Raw genomic sequence first — 15,457 nt, forward strand, 5'->3', positions numbered from 1 at the left:
GATTTTCAGCGGCAAGGCGCGCAGCACGCCCAAAGGCGCTGTCCGAGCGAAGCGTATTTGGTATATATGCAAATGCGCCGAACTTGGTAGGGTTAACACTGGACCAGCGCGGTTGAAGGCCTTACTTTGCGGCCTGTTTTGTATCATCTGACCAACTCTAAGACGTCGGCGCCCGTTTTGGTGAAAATCATCTGCGGTGGCGCCCGCCTCCAGGACAAGCACACGATGTCGTCATCCGTCATTCCCTCTCCTCCCCCCGTGACCCTGCCCGTCAAAGGCAGCGATCGCACCTTTCCCGTTCGCCGCGTTTACTGCGTCGGGCGCAACTACGCCGCCCATGCGGTGGAAATGGGACATGACCCCAGCCGCGAGGTTCCGTTCTTCTTCCAGAAAAATCCCGACAATCTCGTCGCAGGCGGCAAGCCGTTCCCCTATCCTGTCATGTCGCAGAACGTGCACCACGAAGTGGAGTGCTACGTTGCCCTGAAAAATGGCGGCGTCGATATCGGCATCGATCAGGCCCTTGATTGTATATACGGCTATGGGGTCGCTGTGGATTTCACCCGCCGGGACATTCAGGATGAAGCCAAGGCGAAATCCAGGCCGTGGGAAATGGCCAAGGCCTTCGACCACTCCGCGCCCGTCTCCGCGATCGCGCCCGCCGCCGAAATCGGCCATCCCGATCACGGCGCGATCACTCTCGTCCGCAACGACGTCAGGGTTCAGAACGGCGACCTTTCGCAAATGATATGGAAGACGCCGGAAATCATCGCCGAACTATCCCGTTATGTGCGGCTTGCCGCAGGCGACATCATTCTCACCGGCACGCCGGCAGGCGTCGGGCCGGTGGAGCGGGGAGATCGCATCTTCTGCGCCATAGAAGGCGTGGGAGAACTTGCATTCGAGGTTATCTGATATAGTGTCAGCCTGCGCTTTGGAGGAGATACTGGTGCCCCTTTACAACTTGGCCGACAGACAGCCCCGCTTGCCGAACGAGGGCCGATATTGGATCGCGCCCGACGCCGCGGTGATCGGTGATATCGTCATCAACGAGGATGTCGGCATCTGGTTTGCGGCCGTGCTGCGCGGCGACAACGAGCCGATCACGATCGGCAAGGGCAGCAATATCCAGGATGGCGTGGTGATCCATACCGACATGGGTTTCCCCGCCACGATCGGCGAAGGCTGCACCATCGGCCATCGCGCGATCCTCCACGGCTGTTCGATCGGCGACAACAGTCTTGTCGGCATGGGAGCGACGATTTTGAATGGCGCGACAATCGGCCGCAATTCACTGGTCGGCGCGAACGCGCTGGTGACAGAAGGCAAATCATTTCCCGACAACAGCCTGATCGTGGGTTCGCCGGCGCGCGTCCTGCGCGAACTCGACGACAATGCAATCGCCGGCCTTCGCCGGTCGGCTGAAAGCTATATCGGCAACTGGAAGCGTTTCAGCCGCGATCTGCGGCCTGCGGGGTCCCGCGCGCCATGATGCTGCGACGCGTAGCAAGCCTGTCGAGCGAAGATCAGCTTCTCGACGAGCAGATCGAACTCAACCTGAGAAAAAGGGGGGCGTTGCTCCGCTTCACGCGACCGCTCGAGCGCCGGTTCGTGGAAGAAATGCATCACAACCGCCACCGCCAGCTTGTCTGGGCCGGAATAATCGGCGTGCTTGTGATCGCGGCCTTCGCCCTTGTCGACGTGATCTATCGGGAGGAATTGCTGGGCCGAATGACGTTGATCAGGACCGGCGTTGTTTTGGTCCTGCTGTCAGCGCTAACAGTTTTGGTCATGCGCGATCTGGATACCCGCCTTCCGGGCTGGATTTCGGTTTTCGGCGTTGCGGTTTCCGCGATCGGCGCCGGACTGATGCTGACGACGCCCGGCAATCCGATCGTTCAATTCGAGCCCTATACATTCCTTCTGCTCGCCATCGTCGGCAATATCGCACTGCCGCTTCGCACGTCTCAGGCCGTGGTCGCCGCTGTCGTCAACTTTGCCATTGCCGCCTTCTTCATTCTTCCCCTGGAAACGCTGCATCCGATGGAGAAGGCTTCGCCTCTGATCTTTCTCGGCGCCACAAGTCTGCTGACGCTGCTTGCGAGCTATCGCATCGAGTCGATCGAGCGTAAGGTCTTCCTTCTTTACCTGCGGGAAAAAGTGTATGCCGACACGCTTTACGCCAAGTATCGCTCGCTCAACGAAATCTCGAATACCGACGCCCTCACCGAACTCGCCAACCGCCGCCTGTTCGACGATTTCCTGAAGCAGAGCTGGACCGCGGCCGCCGCCGCGGAGCAGCCTGTCGCGATGCTGATGATCGATATCGACCATTTCAAAGGCTATAATGATACCTACGGCCACCCCGCCGGCGACGAATGCCTGAAACGGGTTGCCGCCGCGCTGAAGGCGTCGTCCAGAAGCGACGAGGACCTTCCGGCCCGCTTCGGCGGCGAGGAATTCGCGCTGGTGCTGCCAAACGGCGACGAGGATTCAGCGCTTGCGCTCGGCGCCCGCATCCATGAAGCCATGGCCGCCCTTGCCATCCCGCATGCCGCGAGCCCGACCAAGACGCTATCCGTCAGCATCGGCATCGCCGTCGAGCGACCCGCGACAACGCCACACGATCCGCGCAATCTGCTGATCCGGGCCGACCGGGCGCTTTACGCCGCCAAACGCGCCGGCCGCAACTGCACCCGGATCGACGTCTCGTCCGAGCAGGTTCCTCCGGGCAATCCCGCCGAGCGCTTGCTGCAGCACTGACGCTGCCTACCGGGCGATCTCACGAGGCAGCGCCAGCGCATGAAGCGCACAGCCCGCGCATTTCCACCGTCATGGCGCCCGGCCGGAACCCCTTGGACCGCGCCAGCCGGCCAAGCGCGTCTTCGATCTCGTCGGCATGAAACTCGATCACCGCTCCGCAAGCCTCGCAGATCGCAAAGGCGGTCATGCCGTGATGGCTGCAATCCTGATGCGGATGGGCACAGGCAACATAGGCGTTCATGGTTTCCAGCCGATGAACCAGCCCCGCCTCGGTGAGTTTCTCGAGCGCGCGATAGACCTGCAGCGGCGCCTTGAAGCCGTGATCGCGCAACCGGTCCAGAATGACATAGGCGCTCATCGGCGCCTCGCTCCCGGTGAGGCAGTCGAACACCAGCGCCTGGTTTCGGGTGAGTTTTTCAGGCCGGTTCAAGGCATCCTCCGTTCTCATCGCGATCGCCTTGCCGCCGCTTCGGGCACAAGCGTCACAAGGAATATCAGCATGGCGGCGACCACGATAGACGGGCCGGACGGGGTATCGTAGTAGAGCGAGAAATACAGTCCCGCCACAACGCCTGCGACCCCGATCAGCGATGCGAACACCGCCATACTCTCGGGCGTCCGCGCGAACCGGCGGGCGGTCGCGGCCGGGATGATCAGCAGCGATGTGATCAGCATGATACCGACGATCTTCATCGCGATCGCGATCACCAGCGCCATCAGCAGCATGAAGATGAAGCGCACCGTCTCCGGCCGCATTCCCTCGGCTTGCGCGATCTCGGGCGATACCGTCGCCGCCAGAAGCGGTCGCCACAGACCCGCTATGGCTGCGACCACCACCAGCCCGCCAAGCCAGATCATGGCGATATCCGTGCGGGTTACCGAAAGAATATCACCGAACAGGAAGCTGATCAGATCGACCCGCACCCAGGTCAGGAACGACACGATCACCAGACCGACGGCAAGCGTGGAATGGGCGAGAATGCCCAGAAGGCTGTCGGTGGACAGCGCCCGCCGGCGTTCCAGCAGGATCAGCAGCACCGAAACGGCGGTTGCGACCACGAACACGCTGAGCGTCAGGTTGACCGTGAACAACAGGGAGAGCGCCACCCCGAGCAGGGCCGAATGCGCCATGGTGTCGCCGAAATAGGCCATCTTGCGCCAGATGATGAAGCAGCCGAGCGGACCGGCCATGAGCGCGACGCCGGCGCCGGCCACGAGCGCGCGGATGAAAAAATCGTCAAGCATGATCGCGCGCCTCATGATCATGGCCATCATCCGGGTGGCAATGTTCGGTCACCGAGCCATCGGCATGACGCACCTGGCCATCAGGCAGATGGGTATGGTCGTGGCGATGGCGATAAAGCGCAAGCGCGCCGTCACCGCGGGCGCCAAGCAGCGACTGATAGGCCTCGCTGCCGCTCACGGCCTCCGGCGTGCCGCTGCAGCAGACATGACCGTTGAGGCAGACCACGATATCTGTGCGGGCCATCACCACATGCAGATCGTGCGAGATCATCAATATGCCGCAGCCCTGGCGTTCGCGAATGCGCGAGATCAGGGCGTAAAGCGCGATCTCGCCGGCGTGATCAACCCCCTGCACCGGTTCGTCGAGCACCAGCAGATCCGGTTTGCGGGCGATCGCGCGCGCCAGCATCGCGCGCTGGAATTCGCCGCCGGAAAGCGTCTGGACCTCGGCCCTTTCGAGATGGGCGATGCCGACCTCCTCCAGCGCTTCGGCAACCACGCCGGCGGAAAGCGGCCCGGTCAGGGTCATCAATCGCCGCACCGTAAGCGGCAGGGAATGGTCGATATTGAGCTTTTGCGGCACATAGCCGACGGTGAGCGCGGCGGCGCGCTCGACGCTGCCCTCGTCGGGGGCGAGCACGCCAAGCGCCATCCGGGCGCTGGTGGATTTGCCGGCGCCATTCGGCCCGATCAGCGTCACGATCTCGCCGCGGCGCACGCTGAAGCTCACGCCGCGCACCAGCCACCGGCCATTGCGGCTAAGCCCGGCATTGTCGAGCGAGACCAGAAGGTCATTCGATTGCATTTTTTTTCAAAACTCCGTCTTGCCCGTGTCTATGGCATACGTTATAGCGTAACGCAATTAATGTAATAACATTACGTCAAATCGCAATCCCCCGGGGCGGCTCTGCGCCTTCGCCCTGACACAGATGAGGTTTCCATGAAAACGTCCCGCCTGCTTCTCCTGACAACCGCAGCCATGGCTTTTGCCCACACGGCAACGGCCAACGACGCCTTGAAGGTCGTGACCTCGATCAAGCCGCTCTACTCGCTGGCCACCGCCCTGACCGCGGGAACCGAGACGGAAACGACGCTGCTGGTCAAGGGAGCCGCCTCGCCCCATACCTACAGCATGACGCCCTCGGAGGCGCGCGCACTGCAGAATGCGGACGTGGTGTTCTGGATTGGTCCATCGCTGGAGCATTTTCTCGAAAAGCCGCTCGACGCTCTTGCCAGCAATGGCCAGGTGGTCGAACTGGAAGAGGCCCCCGGCGTTGAAACGCTGGCCCCGCGCGAAGGCGGCGCTTTCGAGGCCCACGATGATCATGATCACGAGGGTCACGCGGACGAAGATCACGACGAACATGCCGATCACGAGGCTGGACATGAAGAAAACCACCACCATGAAGAGGTCGATCCGCATATGTGGCTCGATCCGTTGAATGCCAAGGCCTTCGCCGCCGCCATGGCCGAAACCCTGTCGGACAGCGACCCCGCCAATGCCGCGATCTATGCCGGCAATGCCGAAAAACTCGACGACAGGCTCGACGCCCTGACGGCCGATATTCAGGCGCAGATTGACGCTGTTGCCCCCAAGCCTTATGTCGTCTTCCACGACGCCTACCACTATTTCGGTCATCGCTTCGGCGTCGAGGCCGCAGGCGCGATCACGGTCAACCCCGAGGCGCCGCCGAGCGCCCAGCGCGTCCGCGAAATTCACGACAAGCTGATCGAACTTGGCGCGGCCTGCGTCTTCTCCGAACCGCAATTCCCGCCGAAGATCATCGATACGGTGATCGAGGGAACCGATACGCGCACCGGCATCCTGGATCCGCTGGGCGCGGGTCTGGAGGACGGACCGGATCTCTATTTCCTGCTTCTGGAAAATCTCGCGGGCAATCTCACCGACTGCTTTGTGGCCGGGTAATCGACCACAAGGGCATCGCCCGGAAGCGCATGGCCGGGACGATGTGGCCTGCGGGTGAGTAGTGCCGCCCGCAGGCCTCTTTTGCCTCTGCCGTTACTTCTTCCGTTCCGGGCCCTTGCGTTCGGCCGATCTGGCCCAGAGGTTGATATCGGCCTCGCGGGCGTACTGATCGATTTCGGCAAGTTCCGCATCGGCGAAATCGGGATTGTCGAGCGCCTTGACGCAGTCGAGCACCTGTTCGGGGCGGCTTGCGCCAATGAGGGCGGTGGTGACCCGTCCGCCGCGCAGCACCCAGGCAAGCGCCATCTGCGCCAGCGTCTGGCCGCGCCTTTCGGCGATCGCGTTCAGCGCCCTGATCCGTTCGAGAGTGTCCTCGCGCAGGAAGTCCTGACGCAGCGACTTGCCCTGCGCTGCCCGGCTGTCTTCGGGAATCCCCTTCAGATACTTCGAGGTCAGCATGCCTTGCGCCAGCGGCGAGAACACGATCGAGCCGAGCCCGAGATCCTCCAGTGTATCGAGCAGACCGTCTTCCTCGACCCAGCGGTTGATCATCGAATAGCTCGGCTGGTGGATGACGAAGGGCGTCTTCAGTTCCTTCAGGATCTTGTAGGCCGCGCGGGTGCGCTCGGAATTATAGGAAGAAATTCCCACATAAAGCGCCCTGCCCGAGCGCACGATCTGGTCGAGCGCCATCATGGTTTCCTCAAGCGGCGTATCGGGATCGAAACGGTGGGAATAGAAGATATCGACATAATCGAGACCGAGCCGCTTCAGGCTCTGGTCGCAGGACGCCAGCAGGTTCTTGCGGCTGCCCCATTCGCCGTAGGGGCCCTCCCACATGCCGTATCCCGCCTTGGACGAAATGATCAGTTCGTCGCGCAGACCGGCAAATTCGTTGCGGAGAATATCGCCGAAGGCCTTTTCGGCGGAACCGGGCGGCGGGCCGTAATTATTGGCGAGATCGAAATGGGTGATGCCGGCATCAAACGCGGTCTGGCAGATCGCGACCTTGCGCGCCCGCTCGGTATCGTCGCCGAAATTATGCCACAGGCCCAGCGAAATCGCCGGAAGCTTGAGGCCGGAGGCGCCGCAGCGGTTGTATTGCATCGTGTCGTAGCGCGTCTTTGACGGTGTCCAGCTCATCATTTCATCCCGATCATGTTGACAAAGGGCCGGTGCGTCCCGGCCGTCATGGAAAAGGCGGCAGACGCCGCCTTTTCCAATTCGATTATAGCAAGTCCGGCACAGTGCGCCACGTCTTACCGCAACAAAGCCTCGGCCGCCGCCGCATCCAGCGCCGCCGGTTGGGTGCAGGTTGTCGATAGCGGAACGAAGGCCCCGGTCTCCCCGGATTTCAGGATCGCGGCCATGACGTCGACGCCGTGGAGCGCGCGCGCCAGCGAGCAACGGGCATCGCGGCCCTCGATCAGGGCAGCCGCCATATCGGCAAGGCCGGCGGTGCGGTAGTTGGCGCGCTCGCCCTGGTTCGGCTTGCCGAAGGGGTGATCCTCGCTTTCAAGCACCGCCGCCTTGCCGTCGCGGCCCGCCGCCTCGACCTTGCCGCCGAAGAAGTTCGGATCGGGCACGAACAGCGTTCCCTCGGTGCCATAAAGCTCCATGTTGGAGTGCCGGTGCGCCCACACATCCCAGCTTGCGGCAAGCGAAACCGTCGCCCCGTTCTCGAATTGCAGCAGCGCATGGATATTGGTCGGCGTCTTCACCGGGATGATCTCGCCGTGCCGGGGTTTGGAGGTAATCGTGCGGGTCTCGTTTGCCATCGAGGTCAGCGCTGCCACCTGTTTCACCGGCCCGATCAGGTTGATCAGATTGGCGATGTAATAGGGTCCGAGATCGAGCACCGGCCCGCCGCCCGGCAGGAAGAAGAAATCCGGATTGGGATGCCACATTTCCATACCCGGGCTCATCACATGGCAGGTGCCGGAAGTGACCCGTCCGATACCGCCATCATCGATATATTTGCGGGCGCGCTGATGGGCGCCGCCCAGAAACGTATCCGGCGCGCAACCGACCGAAAGCCCCTTCTCGCCGGCGATGCGGCCGAGTTCCTTGCCCTCGTCGACGGATAGCACCAGCGGCTTTTCGGAATAGACATGCTTGCCCGCCTCGAGAATCCGCTTCGACATTTCGTAATGCGCGGACGGAACGGTGAGGTTGACGATCACGTCAAGCTCGTCATTGGCGAGCAGTTCCCCCACGCTCTCAGCCGTCACGCCGTATTCCCCGGCGCGGGCCTTTGCCGCCGCCGGATTGATATCCGCACAGGCAAGCACTTTCAGGCCGCGAAACAGCGGGGCGAGAGAAAAATAGGTCGCGGAAATATTGCCGCATCCGAGAATGCCGACACCAAGTTCCCTGGTCATGAATGCCTCGTTCAGAAGGACTGGAAGGATGCGAACGACCGCTCGATCAGGCGATCGATATCGTTCGGATTGTCGTGCTCGACGATGTAGTGGCGGATCGGCAGCGGCTTCAGAACGGCCATCAGCCCCTTCCAGTCGACGGTGCCATGACCGACATCGGCCCAGCCGTCCTCATCCTCGTTTTCGCCCGGCTCGGCGATATCCTTGACATGGATCGCGCTGATGCGGTCCTTGAAGGTCTCGATCCAGTGGAGCGGATCGGCGCCGCCGCGGATGATCCAGGCGATATCGGCCTCCCACGAAAGCGATGCCCCGCCTTCCATCAGATGCGTCATCGGCACGCTGCCATCGGCAAGGGCGGAAAATTCGAAATCGTGATTGTGCCAGCCGAAGACCAGCCCGGCATCGCGCACCGGCGCGCCGGCCTTTTCCAGCCGGGCGCCGAATTCACGCCAGCCTTCGGCCGTCGTCGGGCGGTCGTCCGGCATCAGGAAGGGGCAGAATACGCTGTCCATCTTCAGCGCGGAGGCGATCTCGAGCACGCGTTCGCTGTCGTTTTCCAGCATGTTCAGGCTGAAATGGCCGGTCGGCATGGCAAGGCCGATCGTCTCAAGATCATGGGAAAGCCGTTCGAGCCCCGCCTGATCGAGATCGTCGTAAAGCGCGCCGTAGCCTTCCACCTCACTGTAGCCCGCCGCCGCGAGCCTTTTGAAGATCGCGGAGAACGGCTGATAATTGCGCGCGCTGTAAAGTTGGAAACCCAGTTTTGTCATGTCTTTCCTCCGCCCCGCCGACCCGTCAATGCACGGTCCGGGGAGCCTTGCCTGTTGTTATCGCCGCGCCGGAAATACTTTAGCCCCGGCACGGATTTTTCATCAAAGCCGCAATTCGCTTTCGGCATCGAAAACCGAGGCGAGCGCGATATCGAAGGCGAAGCGGATCTTCTGGCCGACCTTGTAGCGGACATTGCCGTTGACCCTGACCGTGATCAGATGACCGGCATATTTCAGCCACAGCAGGCTGTCGGCGCCCATCGGCTCTTCAAGATCGACCGTTGCCTCATGCACTTCGAGATTTTCCGCCGAGAGCGCCTTGTCGATGACGATATGTTCCGGCCGCAGCCCGAGCGTGACCTTGCCCGTTTCCGGCAGGTCGCCATTGGCATCATAACCCTCCAGCGAGAAATCGACGCCGTTGGTGGTGAACACCGGCTTGCCGTTGTTGCGCGACAGCTCGCCCTCCATGAAGTTCATCGGCGGCGAGCCGATAAAGCCCGCGACATAGCGGTTGACCGGACGGTTATAGATCGTGGTCGGTTCGTCGAGCTGCAGGATCACCCCGCCGCGCATGATCGCGATCCGATCGGCAAGCGTCAGCGCCTCGATCTGGTCGTGGGTCACGTAGATCATCGTGTTCTTGAGCGACTGGTGCAATCTCTTGATCTCGACGCGCAGTTCGGAGCGCAGCTTCGCATCGAGGTTCGACAAGGGTTCGTCGAACAGGAACACGTCGACATCGCGCACCAGAGCGCGTCCGATCGCCACACGCTGGCGCTGGCCGCCGGAAAGTTCGGCGGGCTTGCGCTTCAGGAGCGGTTCGATCTGCAGGATTTCCGACGCCCGTTTGACGCGCTTGTCGATCTCGGCCTTCGCCACTCTGGCGACCTGAAGACCGAAGGACAGGTTCTTTGCAACCGTCATCTGCGGATAGAGCGCATAGGACTGGAACACCATGCCGATGCCGCGATCCTTGGGCTCCAGCCAGGTGACATTCTTGTCCTTGATGAAGATCTGGCCGCCCGTGACGTCCAGCAGGCCGGCGATGCAGTTCAGAAGCGTCGACTTGCCGCAGCCTGACGATCCGAGAAGCACCAGGAACTCGCCGTCCGCTATGTCGAGATCGAGGTTTTTCAGAACATCCACCGCCCCGAAGGAAAGCGACAGGTCCTTGATGGAAACACTGGTATTCATCATTCACCCTTTCACCGCGCCGGCGGCGATGCCGCGCACGAAAAGCGGTCCGGAGACAAAATAGACGGCAAGCGGGACAAGGCCGGTCAGAAGGGTCGCCGCCATGTTGACATTGTATTCCTTCACGCCCTGCACCGCGTTGACGATGTTGTTGAGCTGGACCGTCATCGGATAGTTCTGCTGGCCGGCGAAGATCACGCCGAACAGGAAGTCGTTCCAGATGCCGGTGGTCTGGATGATCATGCCGACCACGAAAATCGGCAGCGACATCGGCAGCATGATCTTGAAGAATATCTGCCAGAAACCGGCGCCGTCGACGCGCGCGGCCTTGAACAGCTCTTCCGGCAGCGACGCGAAATAATTGCGGAACAGCAGCGTCAGGATCGGCATGCCGAAGATCGTGTGCACCAGCACGATGCCCGGAAGCGTCGAGAACAGATGCAGTTCGCGCAGGATGATCACCAGCGGATAGAGCATCACCTGATAGGGAATGAAGGCCCCGAACAGCAGCACGGTGAAGAAGAATTCCGAGCCCTTGAACCGCCAGTTGGCAAGCGCATAGCCGTTGACCGAGGCAACCGCGATCGAAACCAGGACCCCCGGAAGCGTGATCTTCACCGAGTTCCAGAAGCCGACGCGAATACCTTCGCAGTAGAGCCCGGTGCAGGCCCCGCTCCAGGCCTTGACCCATGGCTCGAAGGTGATTTCCACCGGCGGCGCGAAGATGTTGCCCATGCGGATTTCCGGCATGCCCTTCAGCGATGTCACCACCATCACGTAAAGCGGGATCAGGTAATAGACCGCGGCGACGAACAGGATGGAATAGAGAATGATCCTGGACGGGGCAAGCCGGCGCTTCGGGCGCGGGCCGGCGGGTTCTTTCAAAGCGATATCAGCCATGGTCCTATCTTCTCTTGCCTCTGAATTCCATCAGCGCCCACGGCACGATGATGATGAAGACGGTAACCAGCATGACGGTGGAGGCCGCAAGCCCCTGCCCGATATTGCCGCGCTGGAACATCAGGTCATAGACGTATTTCGCCGGCACTTCCGAGGCAAAGCCGGGCCCCCCTTGCGTCATGGCGACGACGAGGTCGTAGACCCGGACAATGCCGGAGGCGACAATCACCAGCGTGGTGACGAACACGCCGCGCATCATCGGAATGACGATGAAGATGTAGGTCCGCCATGCCGGTATGCCGTCGATCCTGGAGGCCTTCCAGATTTCGCCGTCAATGCCGCGAAGCCCGGCCAGCATCAGCACCATCACCAGCCCCGTGCCCTGCCAGAGCCCGGCAATCACCAGCGCGTAGATCACGGTACTCTTGTTGCCGAGCAGCGCGAAATCGCCGCCGGGAAGCCCGAGTTCATCGAGAAATCGCGGCAGGCCGAGGCCGGGATCGAGGATCCATTGCCAGACCAGTCCGGTGACGATGAAGGAGAGCGCGAAGGGATAGAGAAAGATGGTGCGGAAGGTGTTTTCAAAACGGATCTTCTGATCCAGCAGGGTTGCCAGAATGAACCCCAGGACGAAGGAAAAGATCAGGCTGAGGCAGCCGTAGATCAGAAGATTGACGATCGCGACATTCCAGCGCGTCGTGTTGAACAGCCGGTCGTACTGGGCGAAACCGACGAAATTCTCGCTCGGCAGCAGCCTTGAATCGGTGAAGGAATAGATGACCGTCCATGCGGTGCAGCCGATGAAGATGACCACCGCGGTGAGCATCATCGGTATGGCCGCGATCTTGGCGTTCAGGTTCTTGAACAGGCCCAACGGACGGCGAGCGACATCAGCCATTGCTGCTCCCCTTGCGCTATTTTCCGGAAAGAATGGCGGAGCGGATCACGACCCGCTCCGCCCCCAGGCTTACATGGCCTGTTCGATGATTTCCTTCTGGCGCTCCATGGCATCGTCCACCGACATGTCGGAGGAGAAGAACTCGAGCGCGAGGTCGGTGATCTGGCCCTGCGTGTCCGAATCGAGCAACTGCTCGGTCGACGGCAGCACGTTGTCGGGGTTGGCGAGAATCTCGATACCCTTCTTCATGCAGGCATTGGCCGCTTCCAGATCGACGTCGCCGCGCACCGGCAGCGAGCCCTTGACGAGGTTGAACTCAACCTGGGTTTCAGGCGAGATCAGCATCGAGGCGAGTTCAAGCTGGGCGGCCGTGACCTCCGGATCGCTGTTCTTCGGGAAGTAGAAGGCATCGCCGCCGGTATCGAGAACAGGCGCCATGCCGAGCCCGGGCAGGCAATCATAGTCCACGCCGGCTTCCTGACCGGCCATGGCGAACTCGCCCTGCGCCCAGTCGCCCATGATCTGGGCCGCGGCATCGCCCTGGATCACCATGTTGGTCGCCACGTTCCAGTCACGACCGGAATAGGCGTCGTCGACCATCTCGCGGGCCTCGGCGAACGCTTCCCAGATAGCGCGGTTTTCATCGCTCATCACCGCGTCGGGATCCTTGTCGCCGTTGACGGCGAGATAGTTGTCGACGCCGCCGATCGCGCTCTGCATCACGTTGCGGATGCCGTCGACCTGCCAGGGCTGGCCGGTCGCCAGCGGCACGACGCCGGCTTCACGCAGCTTCGGCGCGACAGCCACCAGTTCATCCCAATTGGTCGGAACAGCAATGCCGTTATCCTCGAACACCTGCCGGTTCAGCCACATCCACTGCCATGAGTGGATATTGATCGGAACGCAGTAGATGTGACCTTCGTATTCGCAAGCCTCGAGAAGCTTGGCCGGGCGGATCTTGCCGGCCCAGTTTTCCTTCTCGGCGATCTCGGTCAGGTCGAGCATCAGGCCGCCCTTGATCAGCTCCTCGGCGTCACGGCCGGTATTCATCTGGGTGGCGCCCATCGGATTGCCGCCGATAATGCGGCTGATGATGATGGGGTTGGCGGTGGAACCGGATCCGGCGATGGCGCTGTCGACCCAGTTATTGCCCGTGGCATTGAAGTTTTCGGCCAGAACCTTGACCGCGGCAGCTTCGCCGCCGGAGGTCCACCAATGGGTCACCTCAAGATCGGTCGCGCTGGCGGCAAGCGGCATCGCGACGCCGGCAGCCAGGGCTGCGGTGAGAATTGCATGTTTCATACTGTCCTCCCAACTGAAACGTTGCAGGAAAACGGTATTAAAAATCCCGGATACTCGCAACCTTTTTGTCAAATTTTTTGGAGCGCTGCGACTTTAGTTGAAGATTTCAAGATTTTTCATACTGCTGATAATGCGCTGCAAAAAGCTATATAACAAATTGAATTATATAACACATATCAAGATTTTGCAGACAATTCACTGCCCCCTTTCGCTTCTGCAACCAAGGCTTTCCCGCGCCAGGTATCGAGGGACAGAGGACAAGAAAACGCCTCCTCGGAGAGGGCCTGGAATATTTCCTGTATCGTTTCAGTGGTTTCCGCGCTAAATTGAAATCCGCCCCTTTCTTGGCGGGAGGCGTCCGGTCGGCGCCTTGCCATCCGCGCATTTTTTCGCGCATGGATGACCGGGTGACGTTATAAGCGTCGGCGGCAGACCGGACTGTTGAAGGCAGGGCGCACGAAACGCAGGCGGAGAGCATGCGCGACCATATGATCGCGCGCGGACCATGCTTGCGGTACGATCCGGTGGAGTGGCCGGAGAATGAGGAGACGCGATGAAACCGACAACGGGCCGCAATGGGGGGCACACGGGGGGCCGCACAGGCGAGACCGGAAACGCCCGCCCCACCTTGAAGACCATCGCCTATATGACCGGGCTCGGCGTCACCACCGTTTCGCGGGCGCTCAAGGATGCGCCGGATATCGCCGAACACACCAAGGAACGGGTGCGGCTGGTGGCCAAACAGCTCGGCTACATGCCGAACCGCGCCGGCGTCAGGCTTCGGACCGGCAAGACCAATGTCATCGCCCTCATCCTCAACCTGGAGGAGGAGATCATGGGCATGGCGGGACAGATGATCTTCGGGATTTCCGAAATCCTCGCCGACACGCCCTATCACCTCGTGCTGATGCCGCAGCCGATCCACCACGACCAGATGGCGCCGATCCGCTATATCCTCGATACCGGATCGGCCGATGGCGTGATCATCTCGCGCATCGAGCCCGACGATCCCCGCATCAAGCTGATGCGCGAGCGCGGCATGCCATTTGCAACCCATGGCCGCACGGAAGGCAATATCGATTATCCGTTTCATGATTTCGACAACGCCGCCTACGCCTTCGATGCCGTCGAAATGCTCGCCCGGCGCGGGCGGCGGCGGATCGTCAGCCTGCAGCCGCCGAGCCATCTGACCTATTACAAATATTTCCGAGCCGGTTTCGAACGCGGCCTCAGCCAGTTCTCGTTGCAGGAAACACCGCTGACATCCGTCTCCACCGATTCGCCCCTTCCCGATATCCGCAACGGCCTGCTGACAATGCTTCGCTCCAGCCATCCGCCCGATGGCGTCATCGCCTGCAGCGGCAGCAGCGCGATCCCGATCATGGCGGCGCTCAGGGACTGCAATCTGACGCTTGGCCGCGAGATCGACGTGGTGGCCAAACAGCCGGCCGATTTCCTGAACTGGATCAACCCGGAACTCATCGCCATGAGCGAGGACTTCAGCCAGGCCGGACGCGAACTCGCCCGCGCCGTGCTCGCCCGCATCGACAACGCCGGCTCAAAACCGCTGCAAAGCATCAGCAAGCCGGACTGGTCGATGGCGCCCGCAGCGAAGGCCCGCGAGAACAGCTAAAGCCGGAGAAAGGTCAGCCGTCCGCCGCCATTCTGGAGGGTGACGGGCGGGTGATGACGAACAGCGCGCAACAGACAAGCACAATCGCGACGCCTGCCTGCAGCCAGGGATAGGCGCCGGCAAACAGCAGAACCGAGATCATGCTGCATCCCATGGCGGCCACGGCAAGCAGTTTGGCGGGCAGCGAAATCGCGCCCTCGCGCCGCCAGCGGCCGAGATGCGGGCCGAAATGGGGGTGGTTCATCAGCCGCGCCTCAAGTTCCGGCGAGGAACGGGCGAAGGCCGCGGCCGCCACGATCAGGAACGGAACCGTCGGCATGACAGGCAGGACCGCGCCGACCAGCGCGAGCGCCATCATCACCCATCCGAGCCCGATCAAAAGCCTGCGCTTTACCGTCTTCATTCATGCCTGCCGTTCATATGCGTTACAACAATAAA

The 15,457-nt window shown here is 61.5% G+C and carries 16 protein-coding genes; 5 read left to right on the forward strand and 11 right to left on the reverse strand.

Features of this window, described 5'->3' with window-relative positions:
* The first annotated feature begins 225 nt into the window (after window positions 1-225).
* From HQ843_RS20855 to HQ843_RS20865, 3 genes are read left to right on the forward strand one after another with little or no spacing between them, the layout of a single operon-like run.
* Window positions 226-915 carry a fumarylacetoacetate hydrolase family protein gene (locus HQ843_RS20855; RefSeq protein WP_180902093.1) on the forward strand — a complete coding sequence of 230 codons (690 nt, stop codon included), beginning with the start codon at window positions 226-228 and terminating at the stop codon, window positions 913-915.
* A gap of 34 nt (window positions 916-949) precedes the next feature.
* On the forward strand, window positions 950-1,492 hold the full coding sequence (locus HQ843_RS20860; RefSeq protein ID WP_180901389.1) for a gamma carbonic anhydrase family protein: 543 nt from the start codon (window positions 950-952) through the stop codon (window positions 1,490-1,492).
* Window positions 1,489-2,763 carry a GGDEF domain-containing protein gene (locus HQ843_RS20865; RefSeq protein ID WP_180901388.1) on the forward strand — a complete coding sequence of 425 codons (1,275 nt, stop codon included), beginning with the start codon at window positions 1,489-1,491 and terminating at the stop codon, window positions 2,761-2,763. The genes HQ843_RS20860 and HQ843_RS20865 overlap by 4 nt, the downstream gene beginning before the upstream one ends.
* Window positions 2,764-2,782: 19 nt before the next feature.
* Here the strand turns inward: HQ843_RS20865 and HQ843_RS20870 are convergent, their stop codons facing one another.
* Genes HQ843_RS20870 through HQ843_RS20880 form a run of 3 tightly spaced genes read right to left on the reverse strand, consistent with a single transcriptional unit; the run spans window position 2,783 to window position 4,813 of the window.
* Window positions 2,783-3,193 (reverse strand): Fur family transcriptional regulator, encoded by a 411-nt coding sequence (locus tag HQ843_RS20870; RefSeq protein WP_180902092.1) that lies wholly within the window; start codon window positions 3,191-3,193, stop codon window positions 2,783-2,785.
* A 14-nt stretch (window positions 3,194-3,207) separates the two neighbouring features.
* Window positions 3,208-4,008: a zinc ABC transporter permease subunit ZnuB gene (gene znuB, locus HQ843_RS20875; RefSeq protein ID WP_180901387.1), complete on the reverse strand. Its 801-nt coding sequence runs from the start codon at window positions 4,006-4,008 to the stop codon at window positions 3,208-3,210.
* The gene (locus tag HQ843_RS20880; RefSeq protein ID WP_180901386.1) at window positions 4,001-4,813 is read right to left on the reverse strand and encodes an ATP-binding cassette domain-containing protein; all 813 of its coding nucleotides are present in this window, start codon (window positions 4,811-4,813) and stop codon (window positions 4,001-4,003) included. The genes znuB and HQ843_RS20880 overlap by 8 nt, the downstream gene beginning before the upstream one ends.
* Window positions 4,814-4,948: 135 nt before the next feature.
* On the opposite strand from HQ843_RS20880, the gene HQ843_RS20885 reads away from it, so the two are divergent.
* Window positions 4,949-5,935 (forward strand): zinc ABC transporter substrate-binding protein, encoded by a 987-nt coding sequence (locus HQ843_RS20885; protein ID WP_210275302.1) that lies wholly within the window; start codon window positions 4,949-4,951, stop codon window positions 5,933-5,935.
* Window positions 5,936-6,028: 93 nt separating this feature from the next.
* Here HQ843_RS20885 and mgrA read toward each other — a convergent pair whose 3' ends face one another.
* The 7 genes from mgrA to HQ843_RS20920 all read right to left on the reverse strand — a co-directional run bounded on the left by mgrA (window position 6,029) and on the right by HQ843_RS20920 (window position 13,386).
* Window positions 6,029-7,081, reverse strand: coding sequence for an L-glyceraldehyde 3-phosphate reductase (gene mgrA, locus HQ843_RS20890; RefSeq protein WP_371822127.1), 1,053 nt, complete (start codon window positions 7,079-7,081; stop codon window positions 6,029-6,031).
* Window positions 7,082-7,194: 113 nt separating this feature from the next.
* Window positions 7,195-8,316, reverse strand: a complete 1,122-nt coding sequence (locus HQ843_RS20895) for a Gfo/Idh/MocA family protein (RefSeq protein ID WP_180901384.1) — start codon at window positions 8,314-8,316, stop codon at window positions 7,195-7,197.
* Window positions 8,317-8,327: 11 nt separating this feature from the next.
* Window positions 8,328-9,089, reverse strand: a complete 762-nt coding sequence (locus tag HQ843_RS20900; RefSeq protein ID WP_180901383.1) for a sugar phosphate isomerase/epimerase family protein — start codon at window positions 9,087-9,089, stop codon at window positions 8,328-8,330.
* A gap of 102 nt (window positions 9,090-9,191) precedes the next feature.
* Window positions 9,192-10,286 (reverse strand): ABC transporter ATP-binding protein, encoded by a 1,095-nt coding sequence (locus HQ843_RS20905; RefSeq protein ID WP_180902090.1) that lies wholly within the window; start codon window positions 10,284-10,286, stop codon window positions 9,192-9,194.
* A 3-nt stretch (window positions 10,287-10,289) separates the two neighbouring features.
* Window positions 10,290-11,186, reverse strand: coding sequence for a carbohydrate ABC transporter permease (locus HQ843_RS20910; RefSeq protein WP_180901382.1), 897 nt, complete (start codon window positions 11,184-11,186; stop codon window positions 10,290-10,292).
* Window positions 11,187-11,190: 4 nt separating this feature from the next.
* Window positions 11,191-12,084, reverse strand: coding sequence for a carbohydrate ABC transporter permease (locus HQ843_RS20915; protein WP_180901381.1), 894 nt, complete (start codon window positions 12,082-12,084; stop codon window positions 11,191-11,193).
* A gap of 69 nt (window positions 12,085-12,153) precedes the next feature.
* On the reverse strand, window positions 12,154-13,386 hold the full coding sequence (locus tag HQ843_RS20920; protein WP_180901380.1) for an ABC transporter substrate-binding protein: 1,233 nt from the start codon (window positions 13,384-13,386) through the stop codon (window positions 12,154-12,156).
* Between the two features lie 553 nt (window positions 13,387-13,939).
* Between HQ843_RS20920 and HQ843_RS20925 the strand changes: the two genes are divergently transcribed.
* The gene (locus HQ843_RS20925) at window positions 13,940-15,019 is read left to right on the forward strand and encodes a LacI family transcriptional regulator (protein ID WP_180901379.1); all 1,080 of its coding nucleotides are present in this window, start codon (window positions 13,940-13,942) and stop codon (window positions 15,017-15,019) included.
* A gap of 13 nt (window positions 15,020-15,032) precedes the next feature.
* Here the strand turns inward: HQ843_RS20925 and HQ843_RS20930 are convergent, their stop codons facing one another.
* The gene (locus HQ843_RS20930; RefSeq protein ID WP_180901378.1) at window positions 15,033-15,422 is read right to left on the reverse strand and encodes a YbaN family protein; all 390 of its coding nucleotides are present in this window, start codon (window positions 15,420-15,422) and stop codon (window positions 15,033-15,035) included.
* Window positions 15,423-15,457 lie beyond the last annotated feature (35 nt).

This window comes from Martelella sp. NC20 (genome assembly GCF_013459645.1).
Lineage (GTDB): Bacteria > Pseudomonadota > Alphaproteobacteria > Rhizobiales > Rhizobiaceae > Martelella.

Coding starts and splice junctions, on each gene's coding strand:
- HQ843_RS20855 (WP_180902093.1), top strand. CDS start 226: ATGTCGTCATCCGTCATTCCCTCTCCTCCCCCCGTGACCCTGCCCGTC.
- HQ843_RS20865 (WP_180901388.1), top strand. CDS start 1,489: ATGATGCTGCGACGCGTAGCAAGCCTGTCGAGCGAAGATCAGCTTCTC.
- znuB (WP_180901387.1), bottom strand. CDS start 4,008: ATGCTTGACGATTTTTTCATCCGCGCGCTCGTGGCCGGCGCCGGCGTC.
- HQ843_RS20880 (WP_180901386.1), bottom strand. CDS start 4,813: ATGCAATCGAATGACCTTCTGGTCTCGCTCGACAATGCCGGGCTTAGC.
- HQ843_RS20885 (WP_210275302.1), top strand. CDS start 4,949: ATGAAAACGTCCCGCCTGCTTCTCCTGACAACCGCAGCCATGGCTTTT.
- mgrA (WP_371822127.1), bottom strand. CDS start 7,081: ATGATGAGCTGGACACCGTCAAAGACGCGCTACGACACGATGCAATAC.
- HQ843_RS20895 (WP_180901384.1), bottom strand. CDS start 8,316: ATGACCAGGGAACTTGGTGTCGGCATTCTCGGATGCGGCAATATTTCC.
- HQ843_RS20900 (WP_180901383.1), bottom strand. CDS start 9,089: ATGACAAAACTGGGTTTCCAACTTTACAGCGCGCGCAATTATCAGCCG.
- HQ843_RS20905 (WP_180902090.1), bottom strand. CDS start 10,286: ATGAATACCAGTGTTTCCATCAAGGACCTGTCGCTTTCCTTCGGGGCG.
- HQ843_RS20910 (WP_180901382.1), bottom strand. CDS start 11,186: ATGGCTGATATCGCTTTGAAAGAACCCGCCGGCCCGCGCCCGAAGCGC.
- HQ843_RS20915 (WP_180901381.1), bottom strand. CDS start 12,084: ATGGCTGATGTCGCTCGCCGTCCGTTGGGCCTGTTCAAGAACCTGAAC.
- HQ843_RS20920 (WP_180901380.1), bottom strand. CDS start 13,386: ATGAAACATGCAATTCTCACCGCAGCCCTGGCTGCCGGCGTCGCGATG.
- HQ843_RS20925 (WP_180901379.1), top strand. CDS start 13,940: ATGAAACCGACAACGGGCCGCAATGGGGGGCACACGGGGGGCCGCACA.
- HQ843_RS20930 (WP_180901378.1), bottom strand. CDS start 15,422: ATGAAGACGGTAAAGCGCAGGCTTTTGATCGGGCTCGGATGGGTGATG.